Raw genomic sequence first — 22,843 nt, 5'->3', positions numbered from 1 at the left:
GGGCGCGCCCCGCCCCGGGCCGCCGTGGGCGGCGGCGGGCGGGGGGGGGGGCGGGGCCCGCCCCGGGGGGGGGGCGAGTGCGGGGGGCCGGGCCCCGCTGTGGGGGGGGGCCCCCCGGCCACTCGACGTCACGCCCAGAGCTGGCCCTCCAGGGCCTCCTCCGCGTCGGCGAGGGTGCCGCCGTACGCCCCGGTGGAGAGGTACTTCCAGCCGCCGTCGCAGACCACGAAGGCCACGTCGGCCCGCTGGCCGGCGCGGACGGCCTCGTGCGCCACCGCCAGGGCGGCGTGCAGGATCGCGCCCGTGGAGAAACCGGCGAAGATGCCCTCCACCTCGACGAGCTGCCGGGTCCGCAGCACCGCGTCGCGGGTGCCGACGGAGAAGCGCCGGGACAGCACCGACGCGTCGTAGAGCTCGGGGACGTAGCCCTCGTCGATGTTGCGCAGCCCGTAGACCAGCTCGCCGTAGCGCGGCTCGGCCGCGACGACCTGGATGCCGTCGACCTTCTCGCGCAGGTAGCGCCCGGTGCCCATCAGCGTCCCGGTGGTGCCGAGGCCCGCCACGAAGTGCGTGATCGTCGGCAGGTCGTGCAGCAGCTCCGGGCCGGTGGTCTCGTAGTGCGCCCGGGCGTTCCCCTCGTTGCCGTACTGGTAGAGCATGACCCAGTCGGGGTGCTCGGCCGAGATCTGCTTGGCGGTGGCGACCGCCTGGTTGGAGCCGCCCGCCGCCGGCGAGAAGATGATCTCCGCGCCGTACATCCGGAGCAGCTGCACCCGCTCGGTCGAGACGTTCTCCGGCATCACGCAGACCAGCCGGTAGCCGCGCAGCTTGGCCACCATCGCCAGCGAGATGCCGGTGTTGCCGCTTGTCGGTTCGAGGATCGTGTCGCCCGGCCGGAGCCGGCCGGACTCCTCGGCAGCCCGGACCATGAACGTGGCCGCCCGGTCCTTGATGCTGCCGGTCGGGTTCCGGTCCTCCAGCTTCGCCCAGAGCCGCACCGGCGGCGCCCCGTCGGGCACCGTCGGCGAGAGCCGGGGCAGCCCGACCAGGGGCGTTCCCCCGCAGGCGTCGAGAAGGCTGTCGTACCGCGCCATGGCGACCGCCCCCGTCAGCGGGCGGCGGCGGCCGACCGCGCGGCGACCGCTGCGCCGTGCTGGGCGATCGCGGCAGCCGCGGCGAAGCCGAACGCGCCACCGGCGACGGCCGGCAGGATGGTCACGCTGTCGCCGTCGTTGAGCTTGGCGTCCAGCGCGCCGAGGAAACGGACGTCCTCGTCGTTGACGTAGACGTTGACGAAGCGGTGCAGCGCACCGGCGTCGGTGACCAGCCGGGCCTTCAGGCCGGCGTGCCGGGAGTCCAGGTCGGCGAGCAGGTCGCCCAGCGTGTCGCCGGCGCCCTCGACGACCTTCGCGCCGCCGGTGTAGCTGCGCAGGATGGTGGGGATGCGAACCTCGATGGCCATGGTGTCGTGCTCCTCGATGATGGTCGGGCGTGCCGAAGGGTGACGGGACGTGAACGGGTGTGACGGCGCTGGATCAGCGGCCGGAACACTCGTAGTCGACCGTCGCCGGGCTCTGCCCGAACATGTAGGACTGCACGGCGTGCGGGTCCACCCCCGCGTCCACGATCCGGACCGGCTCCTCGGTCACCACGCCGTCGACGATCCGGAAGGAGCGGATCTCCTCCGTGTCGGCGTCGCGGGTGGAGACCAGCAGGTAGTGCGCGCCGGGCTCACCGGCGAACGAGATGTCCGTGCGGGACGGGTAGGCCTCCGTGGCGGTGTGCGAGTGGTAGATGACGACGGGCTCCTCGTCCCGGTCGTCCATCTCGCGCCACACCCGCAGCTGCTCCATCGAGTCGAACTCGTAGAACGTCATGGAACGGGCCGCGTTGTCCATCGGAATGTGCCGGGTGGGGGTGTCGCTGCCGGCGGGACCGGCGACCACGCCGCACGCCTCGTCGGGGTGGTCCCGCCGGGCGTGGGCGACGATCGCGTCGATGATCGACCGGTCGATGCTCAGCACGTGGTCCAGCCTAACGCGTACCTGCCGCAACGTTGAGGTGGTGCCGGTCACGCCTAGTCGATCAAGGCGTTGAGCAGGGATTCCTGGAGGTAGCCGAGGTACGCGTAGACCGACAGTTGGAACACCCGGCTGGAGGTGGGGTCCTCGGCGACCGCGTCGTCGAGCTCCTCGCCGAGGTCGGTGCCGTCCTTGATCTCCAGCCGGACGCCCATCGCCAGCCGGGCGTCGTTGAGCGCCCGCAGCCACGCCTCGGCCGCCTCCGCGTCGAGACGCACCTCGCCGCCGGCCTCGTCGGGCAGCGACGCGAGGATCGCGCCGGCCTGGTCGATTTTGGCGGTCTTGAGGTCGCCCTCGGTGTAGCGGCGGAACTCGGCGGTGCCGGACGGGTCCTCCGGGTAGACCTCGGGGAAGAGCCGGCCCACCACCGGGTCGGTGTGGTCGAAGCCGTCGGTGAGCAGCCCGACCACCTCGGATGCCACCTTCCGCAGCACCCGCACCTCGTCGACGGCGAAGGTGACGACGTAGCGGTCGCCCTGGCGACGGAACATGCTCACGACCGGTCCACCGTCGCCCACAGCCCGTACGCGTGCAGCTGCGACGCGTCGTGCTCCATCCGCTCCCGGGCGCCGCTGGAGACCACGGCACGACCCTTGTGGTGCACGTCGAGCATGAGCTGTTCCGCCTTCTCCCGGCTGTAGCCGAAGAGCTTCTGAAAGACCCAGGTCACGTACGTCATGAGGTTGACCGGGTCGTCCCACACGATCGTCACCCACGGCCGGTCGGACGCCGGCACCTCATCGGTGTCCGGCGTCTCGACAGGTGCAACCTGCGGAGCCGCCATGCCCCCCATCGTGCCACCGGACTCGGCCAACCGAGGAACCGGAACGCCGGCCCGGCGCGGATCGCCGCGTCCTGCCTGGTCAAGGGCGTCGACGGCAGCGGGCGGCGGCCGCCCGGTGCCGACGCCGCAGACGACCGGACCGCCCTCAGGCGAGCAGGATGCCGTGGTCGACAGCATCGGAGAGCACCCCGTCCAGCGAGAGGCGGACCACCTCGAACCGGCGGGACACCTCCCGGCACAGTTCCAGTTCGACCTCCCGCAGCGCGCGCTGCGCCCAGGCGCGGGCGGCGTTGGGGTCGTGGTTGCCGGGGCTGCGCCAGTGCTGCCAGCAGCCGCCCGAGAGGGCCACGGCCACCGGCGGGAGCACCTCCTCGCGCGCCACGCCCGGGTAGCTCGCCAGCGTGTCGGTCGCGCCGGTCCCGGTCAGCCCCGCCACGCCGCCGGTGCTGGTGACGAGCAGCACGCGGTCCAGCTCGTGCTCGTCCCGGTGCTCCGTCAGGCCCCAGCGCACCGGGACGTCGAGGCGCCGCCGGACGCCCGCCGGCAGCGGCGCGCCGAAGACCCGGCCGGCGACCTCCTCGACCAGCCCGCGCACCGCCTCGTCGCACTGGGCGGTGGCCAGCAGCGACAGCGCCTCCATCTCGCGGTCGAGCAGCTGCGGCAAACCGGCGCAGCCGACCCCGAAGACGATCTCCTGCACCACGCGGAGGTGGATGTTCGCCACCTCCAGGGCGAGGTGCTGACGGATGCGCCGGGCGGAGGACCGGGCCTGCCGGTCGAGCTGCTCCGACCAGCCGCCCGGGTCGGCCACCACCGGCACCCGGCCGTGCGACCCCGGCAGCACCGGCGGCTCGGCGCTCGCCCGTCGCAACCCCTCGTCGGCGGCCCAGCCGACCAGCGCCCGGCGCAGGTCCGCCCCGTCACCCGCGGCGTCGATCGGGAACCAGCGGGCGTCGGCGAGCCCGGGCACGGCGGCCAGCAGGGCCGCCCGGTGCGCCTCGACGGTGACCGCGACCGGGTCCACCGGTGCGGGGGCCGACCCGACGGACGCCCCCGTGCCCTCCGTCGTGGCCGCTCCCTCCGGCACCGGGGCCCAGCCGCCCGCGCCCGGGGTGACCGCGAAGACGACCCCGACGCCGGCACGGGCCAGGTCGGCGAGCAGGTGGAGCTCGACCGCGGTGAAGGCCTGGTCGGCGGCGATCACGAAGAGCACCGCCCCGGACCGGCCCGCCGCGTCGAGCAGCAGCCGGCCGCCGGCTGCCCCGAGGGCACCCGTGTCCGGCGTGTCGACGAGGCTGAAGTGCCGCAGCAGGGGCTCGGGCAGGCTCAGCTCGACCCGGCGCGGCGGGCGCGCGAGCGCCGGCCCGGCGGCCAGCCGGTCGGCGCCGTAGGAGTGGGGCTGGCGGTAGCCGGGCACGTACGCGGCCCGCGTCGGCACCTGGGAGTGGCGCACCACGAGCCAGCTGCCGGCGGGCACGGCGAGCATGGCGGGATCGAGTTGGAGCAGGCGGGCGAGCACCTCGCGCCGCCCTGCGGCGGCCGGGCCGACGCCGATCACGGCAAGCGGCTCCTCCGGGCGGGGCTCGGTCACCCCCAGCCGGACGGGCAGCCGGTCCCGACGGGGCAGCTCCACGGCTCCGGCCGTGTCGTCGGGGCTGTCGACGGCGGGGAGAGGACCGGGCTTCATCGAAAGCGGCCTCCCGTGGCAGGCGACCGGCAGCGGCCGGCCGCGTGGAATCGTCCGGTGACGGCACCCGGATGCCGGAAGAGTACGGGCGGCCAGGCCCCGGAACCGAACACTTCGAATACTCAGAGGTAATCACGAGACTACTCAACTTCGGTGCGTGACGATGTGCACGCGGACGGATTCCGGTCGATATGCTGCCCCGATGAGTCGGTGGGGGTTCGTCGGCCGAACGGATGAGCTCAACCGTCTGCTGTCGGCGGTGACCGGCGCGGAGCGGCGGGGCATCTTCTTCAGCGGCAACGCGGGCATCGGCAAGAGCCGCCTGCTGCGCGAGGGGATGGCGGCCCTCCCCCGCGACGGGTACGCCGTCTGGACGATCGCGGCCAGCGCCACCACGGCCGCGCTCCCCTTCGGCGGTCTCGTCCAGGTGCTCCCGACGGAGCAGCCGCAGGGCCTGTCCCCCGCCGGCATCCTGCGCTGGGCGGTGGACGTGCTGCAGCAGCAGGCGGCCGGCCGCCGGATCGTGCTCGCAGTCGACGACGCGCACCTGCTCGACCCGCCGTCGGCGGCGCTGGTGCACCTGGTGGCCCGCTCCGACAACGCCACGGTCGTCGGCACGTCACGCGACGGCGAGCAGCTCCCGCTGCCGATCCGCGCCCTGTGGACCGACGGCCTGGTCGACCACGTCGAGCTGAGGCCGCTGCCGCCGGCCGAGACCACGCGGCTGCTCTCCGCGATCCTGGAGGGGCCGGTCGACGCCACCTCCGCCGACCGGCTCGGCCGGCTCTCCGAGGGCAACCCGCTGCTGCTGCGCGAGCTGGTCCTCGCCGCCGACCGCGGGGAGCTGACCCGCACGTACGGGATCTGGAAGTGGACCGGCCGGCTGGAGCTGGCGCCCAACCTGACCGACCTGATCGACGTGCGGATCGGCCAGCTCACCCCCGGCGTACGCGGGGTGGTGGAGCTGGTCGCCTTCGGTGAACCGCTCGGCCTGCACCTGCTCAACCAGGCCGCCGACCCGGTGGACGTGGAGACCGCCGAGGAACGCGGGCTGATCGCCGTGGAACACGACGACCGGCGGGCGAACGTGCGGCTGGCCCACCCGCTCTACGGCGAGGTGATGCGCCGCCGCTGCCCCGTCAGCCGGACACGACGGTTGCAGGCCCGCCTCGCCGAGCTGCTGGAGCTGGTCGGCAAGCGACGCCGCGACGACCTGCTCCGGGTGGCCGTGTGGCGGCTCGACTCGGGCACCGCGCAGGATCCGGCCCTGCTGCTCGACGCGGCCCGGCAGGCGTTCGCCCGCTACGACGTACCGCTGGCGACCCGGCTGGCCCGCGCGGCGCTCGACGCGGGCGGCGGCTTCGACGCGGCGGAGCTGCTGGCCACCATCCTGATGTTCGCCGACCGGCCGGACGAGGCGATCGGGGTGCTGGACGCGGTCGCCGCCGACATCGAGGGCGACCGGCGGCTGAGCCGCTGGCTGACCGTGCGGGGCATGGTCAGCTACTGGGGGCTGAGCCGGGAGTCCACGGTGGAGGAGATCGCCGCCCGCCGGTCGACCCTGACCGACTCCGCCGACCAGGCCCGGGTGCTCGCCTTCGAGGGCATCATGCGGCTGCACCGGCTGGACACCGGCATCGCGCTGCGGCTCGGGCAGACGGTGCTGGACCGGCCGGCCGCGAGCGTCGCCGCCCGGGAGCTGGCGCGCAGCACGATCGCCCACCTCCAGGCCGCGCAGGGGCAGTTGCACCGCAGCGCCACCGCGATCAACCGGGTGCAGGCCGAGGCGGGCCGGTGGCGAGCGGACATGCCGTACCTGCAACTGGCCCTGGAGCTGGCCCGGGGCACCCGGCTGGCGCTCGCGGGCGACCTGGCCGGCATCGACGCCATCGTGGCCGACGAGTTCGCCGACCTGGCCGGGGCCGGCGACTTCCGGCTCGGCACCGGCTACCTGGCCATCCTCCAGGCGTACGCGGCCCGGCTGCGCGGCCAGAGCGACGCGGCGCTGCGGACCAGCCTCGGCGCCTGCGCGGTGCTCGCCACCAGCCGGGTCTACGCGGGACTGGCCCAGGCCGAGCGGGCCCAGGCGGCGGCGCTGCGGGGCGACGCCGCGCAGGCGGCCGAGGCGATGGCGGAGGCCGACCGCACCCACGCCCCGGGCATGATCGTGCTGTACCCGTGGCTGGAGCAGGCCCGGGGCGCGGTGCTCGCCGCCGGTGGCGACGTGTCCGGCGCCGTCAAGCACCTGAGCGGGCTGGCCGACCGGCTGCGCGCGGACGGCTTCGCCGGCCACGAGGTGCACGTGCTGCACGACCTGGTCCGGCTGGGCCAGGCGAGCGCGCCGCTCGGCCCGACGTGCTCCGACGGCGGCCGGCGCACCGTCGCGCAGCGGCTCGCCGAGCTCTCCGAACGGGTCGACGGGCTGCTGCCCCCGCTGCTCGCCCGGCACGCCCGGGCCACCGCGGGCGGCTCCGCCGACGAGCTGCTGGCGGTCGCCGACGGCTTCGACGCGCTCGAGCTGACCGTCTACGCGGCGGAGGCCACCGCCACCGCCCTGGACCTGCTGCGCCGGCGGCGGTCCCCGGCGGCGGCTGCCGCCCGGGAACGTCTCGCCGCCCTGCTCGGCCGCTGCGACCTGATCCGTACGCCGGCGTTGCAGGCCGGCTCCCCGGCGCTGAGCGAACGCGAGTGGCAGGTGGCCCGGCTCGCCGCCGACGGGGTGACCAGCCGGGTCATCGCCGAGCGGCTCTTCCTCTCCGCCCGCACCGTGGAGAACCACCTCCAGCGGATCTACGGCAAGCTCGGCGTCGCCGGCCGGGCCGAGCTGCGGGCCGCCCTGCGGACGATCCCGGGCCACGACGGCGGCGATGGCGGGTGAACCCTAGGCTGGGGCGGTGAGCACCCTTCGCCCCGCGCTGCTGACCGACCACTACGAGCTGACCATGGTCAGTGCCGCCCTCCGCGACGGCTCCGCCGACCGCCGCTGCGTCTTCGAGGTGTTCAGCCGCCGGTTGCCCGCCGGTCGTCGCTACGGGGTGGTGGCCGGCACGGGCCGGCTGATCGAGCTGATCCGCGACTTCCGCTTCGACGCCGACGAGGTCGACTTCCTGCGGCGTACCGGGGTGGTCGACGAGCAGGCCGCCGCATGGCTGCGGGACTACCGCTTCACGGGCGACATCGAGGGCTACGCCGAGGGCGAGCTGTTCTTCCCCAGCTCGCCGATCCTCACCGTCTCCGGCGGCTTCGCCGAGTGCGTGGTGCTGGAGACGCTCATCCTCTCCGTGCTCAACCACGACAGCGCCGTGGCCGCCGCCGCCGCGCGGATGGTCACCGCGGCGCGCGGGCGGACCCTCATCGAGATGGGCTCCCGGCGGGCGCACGAGGAGGCGGCGGTGGCCGCGGCGCGGGCCGCGTACCTGGCCGGTTTCCGGTTCACCTCGAACCTCGCCGCCGGGCTGCGCTACGGCATCCCCACCGCCGGCACGGCCGCGCACGCGTTCACGCTGCTGCACTCCGACGAGCGGGCCGCGTTCGCCTCGCAGGTCGCCACGCTGGGCAAGGACACCACGCTGCTGGTCGACACGTACGACATCAGCCAGGGCATCCGCAACGCGATCGCGGTGGCCGGGCCCGACCTGCGGGCGGTGCGGATCGACTCGGGCGACCTGGCGGTGATCGCGCAGCAGTCCCGCGAGCTGCTCGACTCGCTGGGCGCCACCGAAACCAAGATCATCGTCTCCGGTGACCTCGACGAGCACGCCATCGCCTCGCTCGCCGCCGAACCGGTCGACATGTACGGCGCGGGCACCGCCGTGGTCACCGGCTCCGGCGCGCCCACCGCCGGGCTGGTCTACAAGCTCGTCGAGGTCGAGGGCCGCCCGGTGGTCAAGCGCTCCGAGCACAAGGCCACCATCGGCGGCCGGAAGGTGGCCGTACGCCGGCACAAGCCGACCGGCACCGCCACCGAGGAGATCGTCGTGCCACAGGGCGTGCCGGACCCCCGGCCCAACGACCGGCTGCTCCAGCACTCGTTCCTGGCCGGCGGCGAGCCGGTCGACCGGCCGACCCTGGACGAGTCGCGGGAGCACCTGCGACAGTGCCTGATCTCCATCCCCTGGGAGGGCCTCAAGCTCTCCGCCGGCGACCCGGCCATCCCGGTCACTGTCGTCCCGGCCGACTGACGAAGGAGCAGCAGGTGAGCAACGCGCTGATCATCGTGGACGTGCAGAACGACTTCTGCGAGGGCGGCTCGCTGGCCGTCGGCGGCGGGGCCGACGTGGCGGCCGGGATCACCCGGCTCCTCGCCGCCGAGCCGGACCGCTGGGACCACGTCGTCGCGACGAAGGACTACCACGTCGACCCGGGCGCCCACTTCGGCGACCCGCCGGACTTCATCGACTCCTGGCCCCGGCACTGCGTGGTGGGCACCCCCGGTTCGGAGTTCCACCCGGAGCTGGCCACCGACCGGATCGAGGCGATCTTCCACAAGGGCGAGTACGCGGCCGCGTACTCCGGCTTCGAGGGGCACGCCGAGGGCGGCGAGAGCCTGGCCGACTGGCTGCGCCAGCGTGGCGTGGACCGGGTCGACGTGGTGGGGATCGCCACCGACCACTGCGTACGGGCGACCGCCCTGGACGCCGCCCGGGAGGGCTTCGCCACCACCGTCCTGCTGGGCCTCACCGCCGCCGTCGCCCCGCCCACCACGGACGTCGCGCTGCGGGCGATGGAGGGCGCCGGGGTGACCCTGCGCGGGGAGCCTGTGATCAGGGCCGCATGAGGCCGTAATTCGTTGGCGGGTGTCGTACCTCCGGCCGAGGATGTCCGGCGGAGGTACGCACCGACATGAACCTGAAGCCTTACCGGGAGGCGCTCGCCCTGCCCGGTCTCCGGTCGTTGCTGCTGGTGTCGGTGCTCGCCCGCGTCCCGCTCACCGCCACCGGGGTGACCCTGACGTTCCACGTCGTGCTCGACCTCGGGCGCGGCTACGGAGCGGCCGGGCTCGTCGGCGCGGCGATCACCGTCGGAGCCGCGATCGGCGGCCCACTGCTCGGCCGCCTGGTCGACCGGCGCGGCCTGCGGCCGGTGCTCGTGCTGACCGGGATCGCCGAGGCGGTCTTCTGGTCCACCGCGCCGATGCTGCCGTACCCGGTGCTGCTGCCCGCCGCGTTCCTGGCCGGCTCGCTCGCCCTGCCGATCTTCTCGGTGATCCGGCAGTCCATCGCCGCGATGGTGCCGCCGGAGCGGCGCCGCCCCGCGTACGCGCTGGACTCGATGTCGGTGGAGCTGTCGTTCATGCTCGGCCCCGCGCTGGCCGTGGCGGCGGCCACCGCGATCTCCCCGCGCGTCACGCTCCACCTGGTGGGCGCCGGCATCGTCGCCGCCGGCGTCGCGTTCTGGGTGCTGAACCCGCCCGTCCGGGGCGGTGGCGAGCCGGCCGGGCCGCAGCCGCGGGTGCCCCGCCGGTCGTGGCTCACCCCGCGCCTGCTCGCCGTGCTGGCGGTCAGCGCCGCCGGCATGCTGGTGCTCGGCGGCACCGACGTGGCGGTGGTCGCCGTGCTGCGGGAGAACGGCGACGTCGGGTGGACGGGCGCCGTCCTCGCCGTCTGGGCGGTCGCGTCGCTGGTCGGCGGCTTCGCGTACGGGGCGGTCACCCGCTCCTTCCCGCCGCTGATCCTGATGGCAGCGCTCAGCCTCTGCACCATCCCGGTCGGGCTGGGCGGGGCGCACTGGTGGCTGCTCTGCCTGGCGCTGATCCCCGCCGGGGCGCTCTGCGCGCCGACCATCGCGGCCACCTCGGACGAGGTCAGCCGGCTGGTCCCCGCCTCCGTACGCGGCGAGGCGATGGGCCTGCACGGTTCGGCGGTCACGATCGGCATGGCGGTGGGCGCGCCCCTCGCGGGCGCCGTCATCGACGCCTCCGCACCGGCCTGGGGCTTCGCGGTCACCGGGGCGGTCGGGGCGCTGGTGGCGCTGGCCGTGCTCCCGATCGAGCTGCGCCGCCGCCGCGCCGCCGCCACCCTCGCGCCCACCCCCGAACTCGTCCCGCCCCCCGCCGCCTGACCCGCCACCCCCGGCCCGACGGTCCTGGCTGCACGGCCCTGGTCAGGGCGGCCCGGCCCCGGATCGTCAGCGCCGCCCCCGCCACGGGGCGTACCCCCCGCAACGCCGACGGGCGCCACCCCGGGTGGGGTGGCGCCCGTCGTACGTGGTGCGGAGCGTCAGCGCCGGTCGGCGTCGCTCGCGGTGTCCTCGCGGTAGCTGGCGCCGCCGTCGGACTCGCTGGTCAGCGGCTTGGCGCCGCCCTCCGGCGGGCCGGCCAGGCTCTGGCCGCCGGCCGCCAGCTCCGGGAACTTGAGGTCGAACGCCGGCCGCTCGGAGCGGATCCGCGGCATCCGGTCGAAGTTCCGCAGCGGGGGCGGGGAGCTGGTCGCCCACTCCAGCGAGTTGCCGTGACCCCACGGGTCGTCGACCTCGACCACCGGGCCGGCCTTGTACGACTTCCAGCAGTTCCAGATGAACGGCAGGGTCGAGATGCCGGTGATGAACGCGCCGATGGTGGAGACCATGTTCAGCGTGGTGAAGCCGTCGCCGGGAAGGTAGTCGGCGTACCGGCGCGGCATGCCCTCGTTGCCCAGCCAGTGCTGCACCAGGAACGTGGTGTGGAAGCCGATCATGGTCAGCCAGAAGTGCACCTTGCCCAGCCGCTCGTCGAGCATCCGGCCGAACATCTTCGGGAACCAGAAGTAGATGCCGGCGAAGACGGCGAACACGATCGTGCCGAAGAGCACGTAGTGGAAGTGCGCCACCACGAAGTACGAGTCGTGCAGGTGGAAGTCGATCGGCGGGCTGGCCAGCAGCACGCCGGTGAGACCACCGAAGAGGAAGGTGACCAGGAAGCCGATCGAGAAGAGCATCGGCGTCTCGAAGCTGATCTGGCCGCGCCACATGGTGCCGATCCAGTTGAAGAACTTCATACCGGTCGGCACGGCGATCAGGTAGCTCAGGAAGCTGAAGAACGGCAGCAGCACCTGGCCGGTGGAGAACATGTGGTGCGCCCAGACGCTCATCGACAGGCCGGCGATGGCGATGGTCGCGGCGACCAGGCCCTTGTAGCCGAAGATCGGCTTACGGGAGAAGACCGGGATGATCTCCGAGATGATGCCGAAGAACGGCAGCGCGATGATGTACACCTCGGGGTGGCCGAAGAACCAGAAGAGGTGCTGGTAGAGCATCGGCCCGCCGGTCGCGGGGTCGTAGACGTGGGCGCCCAGGAGCCGGTCGGCGGCGAGCGCCATCAGCGCGGCGGCCAGCAGCGGGAAGACCAGGATCACCAGGAGACCGGTGACCAGGATGTTCCAGGTGAAGATCGGCATCCGGAACATCGTCATGCCGGGCGCGCGCAGGGTCAGGATCGTGGTGATCACGTTGACCGCGCCGAGGATCGAGCCCAGACCCGAGATGACCAGGCCGACGACCCACAGGTTCGCGCCCACGCCGGGCGAGTGCTCGACGGAGCTCAGCGGCGCATAGGCGGTCCAGCCGAAGTCGGCCGCGCCACCCGGGGTGAGGAAGCCGACCATGGTCATCGTGCCGCCGAAGAGGAACAGCCAGTAGGCGAAGCTGTTCAGCCGGGGGAACGCCACGTCCGGTGCGCCGATCTGCAGCGGCACCACGTAGTTCGCGAAGGCGAACACGATCGGCGTCGCGAAGAACAGCAGCATGATCGTGCCGTGCATGGTGAACAGCTGGTTGTACTGCTCGGGCGACAGGAACTGCAGCCCGGGTCGGGCCAGCTCGGCCCGCATGATCAGGGCCATCAGGCCACCGATCATGAAGAACGCGAACGCGGTGACCATGTACATGATCCCGATCTGCTTCGCGTCCGTGGTACGCAGCAGCCGCGCGATGGCCGACCCCTTGACCGGCGCTCGGACCGGCCAGGGCCGGGTCACGACCGGCTTGGGTGCGACGGTGGTCACGAGTGGCCTCCGGTTCTGGGTTGTCCCGCTCGGCACGCGCTGGTTATCTGCGGGCCGTCATCCGCAAGGAGGATAGTCCCCGGCAGGTGGCTACGCCGCGTGGGGTGGTCGGGTAGCCTGCGCGGCCCCGGCGCACCGGGCCCTCGGCCGCCGGCCGCTACAGCGGGCCGAGCAGCAGCCGGTAGTGCTCGCCGAAGATCCGGTCGCCGCGCCCGCGCAGCAGCGGGTCGCGCAGCGCGGGCGGCACGTCCCGGGTCCGGTTGCGGTCCCGGGTCCGGTCCCGCACCCATCGCGTACGCGGGCGACGACGACTCTCGTACGCCGCCAGGGCCGCCTCGACGTCGCCTCCGGCCGCGCGGAGGGAGTCGGCGAGCACCACGGCGTCCTCCAGCGCCATCGCCGCGCCCTGGGACAGCGTCGGTGCGGTGGCGTGCGCGGCGTCCCCGACGAGCAGCACCCGCCCCCGGGACCAGCAGCCCAGTTCCACCTCCTCGGTGACCCCGACGTGCACCCGGTCCAGCGCCTCCAGCACGGCGGGCACCGGTCCGCCGTAGTCGCCGAAGAGCTCGCGCAGCCGGGCCGTCGGATCGGCCGGCGCGACGGTGCCGGCCTCGTCGGCGTAGCAGTGCAGCCGCCCGGCGCCGATCGGCACGACCAGGAAGCCGGCGCGCTGGCCGAGCAGGGCGGTCCACTCGGTGACCGGGGGCCCGTCGCGCACCACGCTGCGGTAGACGACCTGGCCGGCGGGTCGGGGCGGACCGCCGAGCGCGGCCAGGGCCCGGATCGAGGAGCGCGGCCCGTCGGCGCCGACGACGAGGTCGTACTCGGCGGCGGTGCCGTCGACGAAGGTGACGCCGACGGAGTGCGGCAGCAGGTCGACGGCGCGCACCTCGGCGCCGTGCTGGACGGCGCCGCCCGCGCCGGTGAGCAGCACCCGGTGCAGTTCCGTCCGGGGCAGCGCCCGGCACTCGCCGACCCCGGACCAGAGCGCGTCGAGGTCCACCTCGCAGAGCGGCGCCCCGGCCGCGTCGAGGAACCGCTGCCGGTGGATGACGTGCCCGAGCGGGCGTACGGGTCCGTGGAGGTCGAGGCGGCACAGCGCCCGGGCCGCGTTGCCGGGTAGGTAGAGACCGGTCTCGGCGTTCTCGCCCGGGGGCAGCCTCTCGGTGACGTCGGGGCGGAAGCCCGCCATCCGCAGCGCCCGGGCGACGGCCAGACCGGCGATGCCCGCGCCGACGACGAGGATGCGCAGGGGAGAGCCACCCATGGTGGTGTACGCCTCCGGAGGGGTTCGGCACGCGTTGGAGGCAAGACACTACTCGGCGCAATCGGCACACACCAGAGTCAATCGTCCCAGGCGAAACACTCCTCGGCGCCCGCCGCGCCTGCTTCGGGGGACCACCTGCCCACCGAGCGACCCGGGCGTGACAAACCTCACTTACCTCTCCAATACCCCAGGCCCGTTGCGCTGCGGTTTCAGAGATGTAAATGTGTCGAAGGGTTGTGGGAGCGCTCCCGCGCCCACCGACCGACTCCGTCCGGCGTTCCACGCCGAAGCCGAAGGAGCATCATGAAACGTCCACTCCGGGCCCTCGCGGCAGCCGCGCTGCTCGCCGCCGGCTCGATCGTCGCCGTGGCACTCGGCGGCACCGCCAGCGCCGACACGCAGATCTGCGAGCAGTACGGCTCCACCACCATCCAGGACCGCTACGTGGTGCAGAACAACCGCTGGGGCACCACCGCCCAGCAGTGCATCAACGTCACCGGCAGCGGCTTCGAGATCACCACCCAGAACGGCAGCAACCCGACCAACGGCGCGCCGACCGCGTACCCGTCGATCTTCCTCGGCTGCCACTACACCAACTGCTCCCCCGGCACCAACCTGCCGATCCAGGTCAGCCAGATCAGCAGCGCCACGAGCAGCATCGCCTACCGGTACGTCAGCAACGCCGTCTACAACGCCTCGTACGACATCTGGCTGGACCCCTCGCCGAAGCGGGACGGGGTGAACCAGATGGAGATCATGATCTGGCTCAACCGGCAGGGCCCGATCCAGCCCATCGGCTCCCCGGTCGGCACCGCCACCATCGACGGGCGGAGCTGGGAGGTGTGGCGCGGCAGCAACGGCTCCAACAACGTGATCTCGTACCTGGCCCCGTCGGCGATCAGCAGCGCGAACCTCAACCTGCTGGCGTTCATCAACGACACCCGCAACCGGGGTGCGATCACCAACTCCTGGTACCTGACCAGCATCCAGGCCGGCTTCGAGCCGTGGCAGGGCGGCGCCGGCCTCGCGGTGACCTCGTTCTCGGCGGCGGTCAACGGTGGCGGCAACCCGCTGCCCACGACCGCGCCGCCCACCACGCCCCCGCCGAGCACTCCCCCGCCGGGCGGTGCCGGGTGCGCGGTGAAGTACACGCCGAACTCCTGGAGCAACGGCTTCACCGCCGACGTGCAGATCACCAACACCGGGTCGAGCCCGATCAACGGCTGGACGCTGGCCTACAACCTGCCCGCCGGGCAGCAGATCACCAGCTCGTGGAACGCCACGGTCAGCCAGAGCGGCTCGGCGGTGACCGCGCGGAACATCAGCTGGAACGGTTCGCTCGCCCCGGGCGGCACGGCCAGCTTCGGCTACCAGGGCACGCTGAGCGGCGCGTACGCGTCCCCGACCAGCTTCACCCTCAACGGGACCGCCTGCTCGCGCTCCTGAACGCCGGACGCGACGTCCGCCGGGCCACCCCGATGCCTGGCGGACGTCGCGTGTCTCAGGGCCGGCCGGGTCAGACCCGGGTGAGCCGGACGGCGTCGGCGATGACGAGGCCGGCGGCGGAGCTCCACCGGCTGACCGCGACCCGGTTGGCGTCCCCGGCCGGCAGCGTGAACGTGCCGAGGGAGCGCCACTGCCCGCCGGTCGCCGCCTGGTTGACGATGACCGTCCGGTTGCCGGTGGTGGTGGCCACGATGTACGGCGTCGCGGTGTTGTAGCCGGCGACCGCCGGCCACCAGGCGTCGACCCGGTAGTTCGCGGTCGCCGGGACGTTGAACTTGTACCAGGCGGCGTCGCTGGCGGCGACGGGCTGGGCGAAGCGGTAGTCGGTCCCGTAGCGCTGGGCCGAGTACGCCGAGGTGCCCCAGTTGGCGCTGGCGGTGAAGCGGCCGGCGGTGGAGTTGTCCACCACGGAGCTCCAGGCGGGGACGCCGCCCGACATCTTCGCGGCGACGTCGGCGCGCATCGTGTTCAGGTCGATGAAGGACGGGTCGATCTTGCCCGTGGTGCTCGTCTCGCGGTGGCCCCGGGCGTAGCTGGCGTCCCTGCCCAGCCGCTTGAGCACGGCGGCCGTGGCGGCGATCGACGCGTTGTACTGCGCCGCCGTCATCTCCTGGTTGACGCCGTTGTAGTCGATCTCCCACCCGATCATCAGGGTGTTGCCGTCGCCAGCGGGGATCGGCCCGCTGCCCCGGCTGACGCCCGCGTGGTTGCAGCGGCCGGCGGAGATGACGTGGAAGACGCCGTGGTAGTCGACGAGGGCCTGGCAGAGCGGGCCGGGCAGGTCGGAGCGGCCGTTGATGCAGATGTTGAGCGCCGGGTGCGGGTTGCTGGCGCTGGAGGTGGCGGCGGTGTGGTGCCAGAGCACGCCGATCGGGTTGAAGTCGCCCGGGCGCATCCGGTTCAGCCAGTCGCCGTGGGTCACGACCTGGACGCCCGCCCCCCGCAGGACGTCCACCAGCCAGGGAATGGTGGCCATCAGGACTCCCCGAGCAGGTCGGCGAGGCACTCGGCCTTCGGCGCGGCGAGCGGCGCGGCGCTCGCCGCGGCGGGCTTGGTGGCTACGGCCACCGCGGTGGCCACCAGGGCCGACATGCCCAGCACCCCGCGTCGGGGGAGGCGGGCGGGTCGTGACGCGTTCATGGCGCTCCTTCAGACAAGGGCGGAGGGGTTCCGACTCATCGATGAACTGGTGACGCGCACGGTATATCGTCACGAGCATCTATGTCGATACCCTTCATCGCCCCTATTCAGGCTGAAGGAATTTGGCAACTCCGGTCCGGGTCCGGCACCCGGAACGGGCCACCGTCGCAGGTGGCCGGAAGGGGTTCGTCAGGGGTTGCCGAGAGCGTCGATGTCGCGCATCTCCTCGGCGGTCAGCGAGAAGTGGAAGATGTCGGCGTTGACGCGGATCCGCTCCGGGGTCACCGACTTGGGGATGACCACGATCTCGTGGTCGACGTGCCAGCGGAGCACCACCTGGGCCGGGGAGACGTCGTGCGCGGCGGCGATGCGGGTCAGCACCGGATGGGCGAGGTCGCTGGTCTTGAACGGGCTGTAACCCTCCAGCACCACTCCCCGGTCCCGGTGCTCCTTGTGCCGCTGCCGGTCGTACATCGAGGGGCTCCACCGGATCTGGTTGACGGCCGGGTTCTCCTCGGTCGCCTGGATCAGCTCGTCGAGCTGGCCGGTGCCGTAGTTGCTCACCCCCACCGCGCGCGCGAGCCCCTCGTCCCGGGCGGCGAGCAGCTCCCGCCAGACGGGGATGTTGTCCGCCGGATTCTCCGGCGGCCAGTGGATCAGCCACAGGTCGACGTGGTCGGTGCCGAGCGCGGTCAGGCTCGCCTCGAGCGTTTCCCGCTCCCGTCCGACCCGCTCCGGCGGCAGCTTGGTGGTGACGAAGACGTCCTCCCGGCGCAGCCCGCTCTCCTGGACCGCCCGGCCGACCTCCTCCTCGTTGCCGTACATCGTGGCGGTGTCGACGTGGCGGTAGCCGGCGTCGAGCGCGGCGAGCACCGCGTCGTACCCGGCCTGGCCGGTGGCCTGCCAGGTGCCGAAGCCGAGCAGGGGCATCCGCACCTCGCCCGGGAGCGCAACGGTGGGCTGGTCCTCGTGGTCCATGCCGCGGTCTACCCGTGATGACCCACGACATGCCCGGGCAACCGGACATCCGGGCGGCCGGCGGGCCGGCGCGGATTGCCGGAGAATGCGGATGTGGCTGACCCGCTGGAGGAGTACCGGCGCAGACGGGACGCGGCGCGCACCCCGGAGCCGGTGCCGAAGCGCCCCCCGGGGAGGAAACGGCCCGCCGACGGCACGGCCCGGTTCGTCATCCAGCAGCACCACGCCCGCAGCCTGCACTGGGACCTGCGCCTGGAGCACGAGGGGGTGCTGGCCTCCTGGGCGGTGCCGCGCGGGCTGCCCCGCGACACCGGCCGCAACCACCTCGCCGTGCACACCGAGGACCACCCGATGGAATACCTCGACTTCCACGGCGAGATCCCGGCCGGCGAGTACGGCGGCGGACGGATGACCGTCCACGACCGGGGCACATACCACTGCGAGAAGTGGCGCGCCGACGAGGTGATCGTCGTGCTGGACGGCGAGCGCACCTCCGGGCGGTACGTCCTCTTCGCCACCGGCGGCAGGAGCGGGCGGGACTGGATGGTCCGGCGCGCCGACCCGCCGCCGGAGGGCTGGACGAGCATGCCGGAGCTGGTCCGCCCGATGCACCCCACCCGGGCGGCGAAGCTGCCGGCGGACGAGCCGGAGTGGGGCTACGAGCTGCGCTGGGACGGGGTGCGCGCGGTCGCGTACGTCTCTGGTGGGCGGCTGCGGCTGCTCGCGGAGGACGACGAGGACGTCTCCGGGACGTACCCCTGGCTGCGGGAGCTGGCCGAGGAGCTGGCGCCCACGGAGGCCGTGCTGGACGGCGTCCTGGTGCGCATCGACACCGCCGGCCGGGTGCGGCCGGCGCGCGGCGGACGCCGGACCCCCGACGCCCAGTACCTGATCTTCGATCTGCTCTGGATGGAGGGCGTGACCAGCCTCGACCTGCCGTACGCGCAGCGCCGGGAGCTGCTCGACGGCCTGGCGCTCGCCGGCCCGCACTGGCAGACTCCGCCGTGGTTCCCCGGTGCCGGCCGGGAGGCGCTGCGGACCGGGCGGGAGCAGGGGCTGCCCGGGGTGGTGGCGAAGCGCCTGGACTCGGTCTACGAGCCGGGCGGGCGCAGCCGGCGCTGGCTGAGCATCGACGCGAGCCGAGACACGAGCTGAGACGGCGAGGAGCATCGTGTACCTGACGCACCTGGAGTGCCCGCGCTGCGGGCGGGAGCACGACGCCGCCAAGCTGACAAACCTCTGCGACTGCGGATCCCCGCTGCTGGCCCGCTACGACCTGGCGGCGGTGGCGAAGGTGCTCACCCCGGAACGGTTCCCCCTGCGCCCGGCCGACCTGTGGCGCTACCGCGAGCTGCTGCCGGTGGCCGACCCCCGGCACGAGACCACGCTGGGCGAGGGCTGGACGCCGCTGCTGCGCACCCCGACCTACGGCGCGGAGATCGGCATCGCGGACCTGCTGGTCAAGGACGAGGGGCTGACCCCCACCGGCTCGTTCAAGGCGCGCGGCGCAGCGGTGGGCGTCAGCCGGGCCCGCGAGCTGGGCGTCACGCGCATCGCCATGCCCACCAACGGCAACGCGGGCGCGGCCTGGGCCACCTACGCCGCGCGGGCCGGGCTGGGCGCGACCATCGTCATGCCGCTGGACGCGCCGGCCATCTGCCGGCGCGAGTGCGTGGCCGCCGGGGCCGACCTACGCCTGGTCGACGGGCTGATCGGCGACGCCGGGCGGCACGTCGCGGGGCTGGTCGCCGGCTCCGACGGCGCGATCTTCGACGCCGGCACGCTGCGGGAGCCGTACCGGCTCGAGGGCAAGAAGACGATGGGGTACGAGATCGTCGAGCAGCTCGGCTGGCAGGTGCCGGACGTGATCATCTATCCGACCGGCGGCGGGGTCGGCCTGATCGGCATCCACAAGGCGCTGCACGAACTGCGCGAGCTGGGCTGGATCGAGGACAAGCTGCCCCGCCTGGTCGCGGTGCAGTCGACGGGCTGCGCGCCGATCGTCCGCGCCTTCGCCGCCGGTGAGCAGCGGGCGCGCCCCTGGGCCGACGCGCACACCGTGGCGTTCGGCATCACCGTGCCGGCCCCACTCGGCGACGAGCTGATCCTCGACGCGCTGCGCGCCAGCGCCGGCACCGCGATCGCCGTGGACGACGCCGAGATCCTGGCCGACCTGCGGGACTTCGCCGCCCGCGAAGGGCTGCTGCTCTGCCCGGAGGGGGCCGCCTGCCTGACCGCCGCCCGGCACCTGCGCGCCGGCGGCTGGATCCGGGCCGGCGAACGCGTGGTGGTGCTCAACACCGGGGCCGGCGTGAAGTACCCGGAGACGGTGGACGTCACCGACGTGCCGGTGCTGCCGGCGTGACGTGTCAGGAAGGGACCCCTTCCGGTGGGGGCCCTCCTGAGCCCGCGGTCAGTCCGTGGTGGGGTCGGTCAGCCGCCAGGCGGCGCTGACCAGGCCGATGTGCGACAACGCCTGCGGGGTGTTGCCGACCTGCGCGCCGGTACGCGGGTCGATCTGCTCGCTGAACAGGCCGATGTCGTTGGCGTGCCCGAGCAGCCGCTCGAAGAGCGCCTCGGCCCGGCTCTGCTCACCGGCCAGGACCAGGCACTCCACCAGCCAGAACGAGCAGGGCAGGAAGCCCGCCGGGTCGGTGTCCCAGCGGCGGACGAGTCCGTCCCCGGCGCCCAGCCCGCGCTCGACGGCCTCGATGGTCGCGCGCATCCGCGGGTCGGTCGCCGGCAGGAAGCCCACCAGCGGCAGCAGCAGCACGGAGGCGTCCAGCTCCGGCGAGCCGAACGCGCCGCCGTACGCGCCGGTCCGCTCGTGCCAGCCGTCGCGCAGCACGGCGGTGCGGATCTCGTCGCGGATCCGCGCCCACCGCCGGGCGTCGGCCCGGTCGCCGAGCCGGGGCGCGAGCCGCACCGCCCGGTCGAGCGCCACCCAGCAGAGCACCTTCGACGTGAGGTAGTGCCGTTCGGTGTCCCGGGTCTCCCAGATGCCCCGGTCGGGCAGGTGCCAGGTGGCGGCGACCTGCTCGGCCAGGCCGAGCACCATCTCGCGCAGTTCCGTGTCGAACGACTCCCCGAGGTGGTCGCGCAGCTGCCAGACCGCCGAGAGCACCTCGCCCGGCACGTCGAGCTGGCGCTGCCGCCAGGCGTCGTTGCCGACCCGCACCGGCAGGCTGCCGCCGTAGCCGCGCAGGTGGGCGCACTCGTGCTCGGAGACGTCGCGCTCCCCCTCCAGGCCGAAGAGCACGGGCACGGGGTCGGTGCCGACCCGGCCGATCGAGCGGGCCGCCCAGGCGAAGAGCCGGGACGCCTCGGACGGGCAGGCGGCCACCCAGAGGGCGCGCAGCGTCATGGCGAAGTCGCGCAGCCACGAGTACCGGTAGTCGTAGTTGCGGTCGCCGCCGATCCGCTCCGGCAGCGACGTGGTCAGGGCCGCGGCCACCGCGCCACTGCGGGCGTACGTGAGGCCGGTGAGCACGGTCGCGCTGTGCCGGACCTGCTCCCGGTAGCGGCCGTCGTAGTGGTGCGACTCGCGGTAGGCCTGCCAGGCCTGCACCGTCTCGGCGAGCGCGGCCACCGGCTCCAGCCGGGCCGGCACCGTCCCGTACGCCTGCCCATACGCCACGTCGAAGCCGACCACCTGCCCGGCGGAGACCTCGAACTCCTGCCGGACCCGGTCCCGGTCGACGTGCGGCGGCACCCCGTTGGTGTGCAGGGCCAGCACCACCGGGCCGGCCGCGGCCAGCACCCCGCCGTCGGGCTGCCCGTGCAGGTACGGGGTGAGCAGGCCGTACTCCGGGCGGGGGCGGAAGTCGAGCGACATCCGCACCCGCCCGGCCAGTCCCTCCACGACCCGTAGCAGCACCGCCGGGGAGTTCATCCCCAGTTGGTGGCCACGGGCACCGAACTCGGCGGCGAGCGCGTCGGTGACCGCGACGCTCCCCTCCGGCGTGTGGTGCACGGTGCGCAGCACCAGCGTGTCGGCCACGTACGCCCGCTCCACCCGGTGCCCGGGAAGCCCGGCGGCGGTGGGCGCCAGCCGGAAGTGCCCGGCCTCGGTGTCGAGCACGCGGCCGAAGACCGACGGGGAGTCGAACCGGTCCGGGCACCACCAGTCGATCGAGCCGTCCCGACCGACCAGGGCGCCCGAACGGCAGTCGGAGAGGAACCCGTAGTCGGAGATCGCCAGTTGGTCCACCCGCTGCGGGTACCCCGTTGCGGCCGCCTCAGGCGGCACCGACGGTCAGGAGGTGGGCGGCTCGTCCTCGCCGGCGGCCTCGGCCGCGTCGGCCTCCTCCTTGGTCCGGTGCACCGCCTGGTCGGCGTGCTCGGGCGGGCCGTAGACCGTGTAGAGCACCAGCGGGTTGGGGCCGGTGTTGACGAAGTTGTGCTTCGTGCCGGCCGGCACCACCACCAGGTCGCCCTGCACGACCTCGCGCTTCTCCCCCGCCACCTGCGCCTCGCCCGTACCGCTGACGAAGGTCAGGATCTGGTCGATGTCCTCGTGGACCTCCTCGCCGATCTCGCCGCCCGGCGGAATCGTCATGATCACCAGCTGGGTGTGCGCACCGGTCCACAGCACCCGCCGGAAGTCCGGGCTCTTCTCGGCGACGGTCGCGATAGTGAAATGCTCCATGCCGACGCACATACCCGCTGCGGCCCGACGCCACGCCGGGACTCGCAGATGGTGGAATTCGCCACTGCTCGGGGGTTTCGATCCCTGATGGACGGGGATCGAGGGAGTAGCCGGCGCACGATGGCCGGTCGAGCCAGGTCCCCGCCGGCGTACCGCCGTACGGCTGCGGTGGTGGGAGACGGCCAGAGCGCGGCGACGTTCCGATCCACTGGATCCGAACGGCGCCGCGCGCTCGTGTCCGGCTCAGTCGTCGTCCTCGACCGACACCGGCTCCAGCCCCACGCAGCGCAGCTTCAGCTCGAACTCCCCGGACGGGCCGGCGAAGGCGACCTCCACGTCGTCGTCCGGCCCCGGTTCCGCGTCGGAGACCCGGTAGCCCGGCGCGGGCGTCCAGGAGACCAGCCGTACCCCGCCCGGCCCGCACTCGACCACCGCGCTGCCACCCGTCGTGGCGAAGGCCCGACGTGCTCCCGCCGGGGTCGAGCCCGGCGCTCCCGGCGACGGCGGCCCGCCGGTCCCGCCCGCCGTCGGGGACGACGGGCCGCCGGCCCCGGGGACGGTGGGCCTGGGCGAGGCCAGGGCACGCTCGATCTCCTCCTGGCTGAGCACCCCGCCGGGGGTGCCGGCGATGCTCTCCCCCACCCACCGGATCGCGGCCACCCCGATCAGGGTGGCGAGGGCGGCGGTGGCCAGCCACCCGGCGACGGCGAGGAACGAACGGCGGCGCATTCCCCGAGTCTGACCGATCCGAGGTTGGGGCGAGCACCGGACGA

Annotated in this window: 21 protein-coding genes; 7 read left to right on the top strand and 14 right to left on the bottom strand. The window is 73.7% G+C overall.

Going from position 1 to position 22,843, the window contains the following annotated elements:
* Nucleotides 1-128: 128 nt before the first annotated feature.
* The 6 genes from AB0B83_RS21955 to AB0B83_RS21930 form a co-directional block, all read right to left on the bottom strand.
* Nucleotides 129-1,094 carry a pyridoxal-phosphate dependent enzyme gene (locus AB0B83_RS21955; RefSeq protein ID WP_151453620.1) on the bottom strand — a complete coding sequence of 322 codons (966 nt, stop codon included), beginning with the start codon at nucleotides 1,092-1,094 and terminating at the stop codon, nucleotides 129-131.
* A gap of 14 nt (nucleotides 1,095-1,108) precedes the next feature.
* On the bottom strand, nucleotides 1,109-1,462 hold the full coding sequence (locus tag AB0B83_RS21950) for a MoaD family protein (RefSeq protein ID WP_132233854.1): 354 nt from the start codon (nucleotides 1,460-1,462) through the stop codon (nucleotides 1,109-1,111).
* A 73-nt stretch (nucleotides 1,463-1,535) separates the two neighbouring features.
* Nucleotides 1,536-2,024, bottom strand: coding sequence for a M67 family metallopeptidase (locus tag AB0B83_RS21945; RefSeq protein ID WP_132233852.1), 489 nt, complete (start codon nucleotides 2,022-2,024; stop codon nucleotides 1,536-1,538).
* A 53-nt stretch (nucleotides 2,025-2,077) separates the two neighbouring features.
* Nucleotides 2,078-2,572, bottom strand: coding sequence for a DUF2017 domain-containing protein (locus AB0B83_RS21940; RefSeq protein WP_192581321.1), 495 nt, complete (start codon nucleotides 2,570-2,572; stop codon nucleotides 2,078-2,080).
* Between the two features lie 2 nt (nucleotides 2,573-2,574).
* Complete coding sequence (gene clpS / locus AB0B83_RS21935) at nucleotides 2,575-2,865, bottom strand: ATP-dependent Clp protease adapter ClpS (protein WP_089001780.1); 291 nt, start codon at nucleotides 2,863-2,865, stop codon at nucleotides 2,575-2,577.
* Between the two features lie 145 nt (nucleotides 2,866-3,010).
* Nucleotides 3,011-4,552 carry a hypothetical protein gene (locus AB0B83_RS21930; RefSeq protein WP_357579729.1) on the bottom strand — a complete coding sequence of 514 codons (1,542 nt, stop codon included), beginning with the start codon at nucleotides 4,550-4,552 and terminating at the stop codon, nucleotides 3,011-3,013.
* A gap of 202 nt (nucleotides 4,553-4,754) precedes the next feature.
* Between AB0B83_RS21930 and AB0B83_RS21925 the strand changes: the two genes are divergently transcribed.
* From AB0B83_RS21925 to AB0B83_RS21910, 4 genes are all read left to right on the top strand, one after another.
* Entirely contained in the window at nucleotides 4,755-7,430 is a 2,676-nt protein-coding gene (locus AB0B83_RS21925; RefSeq protein WP_357579728.1) for a LuxR C-terminal-related transcriptional regulator, read from the top strand.
* A gap of 16 nt (nucleotides 7,431-7,446) precedes the next feature.
* Nucleotides 7,447-8,733, top strand: coding sequence for a nicotinate phosphoribosyltransferase (locus tag AB0B83_RS21920; protein ID WP_311412452.1), 1,287 nt, complete (start codon nucleotides 7,447-7,449; stop codon nucleotides 8,731-8,733).
* A 14-nt stretch (nucleotides 8,734-8,747) separates the two neighbouring features.
* Entirely contained in the window at nucleotides 8,748-9,329 is a 582-nt protein-coding gene (locus AB0B83_RS21915) for a nicotinamidase (protein ID WP_357579727.1), read from the top strand.
* 65 nt (nucleotides 9,330-9,394) lie between these two features.
* Complete coding sequence (locus AB0B83_RS21910; RefSeq protein WP_357579726.1) at nucleotides 9,395-10,612, top strand: MFS transporter; 1,218 nt, start codon at nucleotides 9,395-9,397, stop codon at nucleotides 10,610-10,612.
* Between the two features lie 158 nt (nucleotides 10,613-10,770).
* Here the strand turns inward: AB0B83_RS21910 and ctaD are convergent, their stop codons facing one another.
* Nucleotides 10,771-12,531, bottom strand: a complete 1,761-nt coding sequence (ctaD, locus tag AB0B83_RS21905; protein WP_132233840.1) for a cytochrome c oxidase subunit I — start codon at nucleotides 12,529-12,531, stop codon at nucleotides 10,771-10,773.
* Between the two features lie 157 nt (nucleotides 12,532-12,688).
* Nucleotides 12,689-13,798, bottom strand: coding sequence for an FAD-dependent monooxygenase (locus AB0B83_RS21900; RefSeq protein ID WP_357579725.1), 1,110 nt, complete (start codon nucleotides 13,796-13,798; stop codon nucleotides 12,689-12,691).
* 303 nt (nucleotides 13,799-14,101) lie between these two features.
* Here AB0B83_RS21900 and AB0B83_RS21895 point away from each other — a divergent pair, with 303 nt between their 5' ends.
* Entirely contained in the window at nucleotides 14,102-15,244 is a 1,143-nt protein-coding gene (locus AB0B83_RS21895) for a cellulose binding domain-containing protein (protein WP_357579724.1), read from the top strand.
* A 70-nt stretch (nucleotides 15,245-15,314) separates the two neighbouring features.
* On the opposite strand, the gene AB0B83_RS21890 is transcribed toward AB0B83_RS21895, so the two are convergent.
* From AB0B83_RS21890 to AB0B83_RS21880, 3 genes are all read right to left on the bottom strand, one after another.
* On the bottom strand, nucleotides 15,315-16,280 hold the full coding sequence (locus tag AB0B83_RS21890) for an N-acetylmuramoyl-L-alanine amidase (protein ID WP_357579723.1): 966 nt from the start codon (nucleotides 16,278-16,280) through the stop codon (nucleotides 15,315-15,317).
* Entirely contained in the window at nucleotides 16,280-16,444 is a 165-nt protein-coding gene (locus AB0B83_RS21885) for a hypothetical protein (RefSeq protein WP_357579722.1), read from the bottom strand. Before AB0B83_RS21885 ends, AB0B83_RS21890 begins: the two co-directional genes overlap by 1 nt.
* Before the next feature lie 189 nt (nucleotides 16,445-16,633).
* Nucleotides 16,634-17,422, bottom strand: a complete 789-nt coding sequence (locus AB0B83_RS21880) for an aldo/keto reductase (RefSeq protein ID WP_357579721.1) — start codon at nucleotides 17,420-17,422, stop codon at nucleotides 16,634-16,636.
* A 93-nt stretch (nucleotides 17,423-17,515) separates the two neighbouring features.
* Between AB0B83_RS21880 and AB0B83_RS21875 the strand changes: the two genes are divergently transcribed.
* A complete protein-coding gene (locus tag AB0B83_RS21875; RefSeq protein ID WP_357579720.1) occupies nucleotides 17,516-18,577 on the top strand; it encodes a DNA polymerase ligase N-terminal domain-containing protein in 1,062 nt (353 codons plus the stop codon).
* 16 nt (nucleotides 18,578-18,593) lie between these two features.
* On the top strand, nucleotides 18,594-19,787 hold the full coding sequence (locus AB0B83_RS21870; protein WP_357579719.1) for a threonine synthase: 1,194 nt from the start codon (nucleotides 18,594-18,596) through the stop codon (nucleotides 19,785-19,787).
* Nucleotides 19,788-19,835: 48 nt separating this feature from the next.
* On the opposite strand, the gene AB0B83_RS21865 is transcribed toward AB0B83_RS21870, so the two are convergent.
* The 3 genes from AB0B83_RS21865 to AB0B83_RS21855 form a co-directional block, all read right to left on the bottom strand.
* Nucleotides 19,836-21,632: a glycoside hydrolase family 15 protein gene (locus AB0B83_RS21865; protein ID WP_357579718.1), complete on the bottom strand. Its 1,797-nt coding sequence runs from the start codon at nucleotides 21,630-21,632 to the stop codon at nucleotides 19,836-19,838.
* A 45-nt stretch (nucleotides 21,633-21,677) separates the two neighbouring features.
* Nucleotides 21,678-22,070: a cupin domain-containing protein gene (locus AB0B83_RS21860; RefSeq protein WP_357579717.1), complete on the bottom strand. Its 393-nt coding sequence runs from the start codon at nucleotides 22,068-22,070 to the stop codon at nucleotides 21,678-21,680.
* A 243-nt stretch (nucleotides 22,071-22,313) separates the two neighbouring features.
* Nucleotides 22,314-22,799, bottom strand: coding sequence for a septum formation initiator (locus tag AB0B83_RS21855; protein WP_357579716.1), 486 nt, complete (start codon nucleotides 22,797-22,799; stop codon nucleotides 22,314-22,316).
* Nucleotides 22,800-22,843 lie beyond the last annotated feature (44 nt).

The sequence above is a fragment of the Micromonospora sp. NPDC049060 genome (assembly GCF_040649055.1).
GTDB classification, from domain to species: Bacteria; Actinomycetota; Actinomycetes; order Mycobacteriales; family Micromonosporaceae; genus Micromonospora; species Micromonospora reichwaldensis.
The sequence above is the reverse complement of the archived record's forward strand: the minus strand, read 5'-3'. Positions and strand labels throughout refer to the sequence as shown.

What these genes read in the sequence shown, in the direction of transcription:
- AB0B83_RS21880 (WP_357579721.1), bottom strand. Translation starts at nt 17,422, where the DNA reads ATGGACCACGAGGACCAGCCCACCGTTGCGCTCCCGGGCGAGGTGCGG.
- AB0B83_RS21910 (WP_357579726.1), top strand. Translation starts at nt 9,395, where the DNA reads ATGAACCTGAAGCCTTACCGGGAGGCGCTCGCCCTGCCCGGTCTCCGG.
- AB0B83_RS21925 (WP_357579728.1), top strand. Translation starts at nt 4,755, where the DNA reads ATGAGTCGGTGGGGGTTCGTCGGCCGAACGGATGAGCTCAACCGTCTG.
- AB0B83_RS21950 (WP_132233854.1), bottom strand. Translation starts at nt 1,462, where the DNA reads ATGGCCATCGAGGTTCGCATCCCCACCATCCTGCGCAGCTACACCGGC.
- AB0B83_RS21930 (WP_357579729.1), bottom strand. Translation starts at nt 4,552, where the DNA reads ATGAAGCCCGGTCCTCTCCCCGCCGTCGACAGCCCCGACGACACGGCC.
- AB0B83_RS21955 (WP_151453620.1), bottom strand. Translation starts at nt 1,094, where the DNA reads ATGGCGCGGTACGACAGCCTTCTCGACGCCTGCGGGGGAACGCCCCTG.
- AB0B83_RS21890 (WP_357579723.1), bottom strand. Translation starts at nt 16,280, where the DNA reads ATGGCCACCATTCCCTGGCTGGTGGACGTCCTGCGGGGGGCGGGCGTC.
- clpS (WP_089001780.1), bottom strand. Translation starts at nt 2,865, where the DNA reads ATGGCGGCTCCGCAGGTTGCACCTGTCGAGACGCCGGACACCGATGAG.
- AB0B83_RS21940 (WP_192581321.1), bottom strand. Translation starts at nt 2,572, where the DNA reads ATGTTCCGTCGCCAGGGCGACCGCTACGTCGTCACCTTCGCCGTCGAC.
- AB0B83_RS21900 (WP_357579725.1), bottom strand. Translation starts at nt 13,798, where the DNA reads ATGGGTGGCTCTCCCCTGCGCATCCTCGTCGTCGGCGCGGGCATCGCC.
- AB0B83_RS21855 (WP_357579716.1), bottom strand. Translation starts at nt 22,799, where the DNA reads ATGCGCCGCCGTTCGTTCCTCGCCGTCGCCGGGTGGCTGGCCACCGCC.
- AB0B83_RS21885 (WP_357579722.1), bottom strand. Translation starts at nt 16,444, where the DNA reads ATGAACGCGTCACGACCCGCCCGCCTCCCCCGACGCGGGGTGCTGGGC.
- AB0B83_RS21860 (WP_357579717.1), bottom strand. Translation starts at nt 22,070, where the DNA reads ATGGAGCATTTCACTATCGCGACCGTCGCCGAGAAGAGCCCGGACTTC.
- AB0B83_RS21895 (WP_357579724.1), top strand. Translation starts at nt 14,102, where the DNA reads ATGAAACGTCCACTCCGGGCCCTCGCGGCAGCCGCGCTGCTCGCCGCC.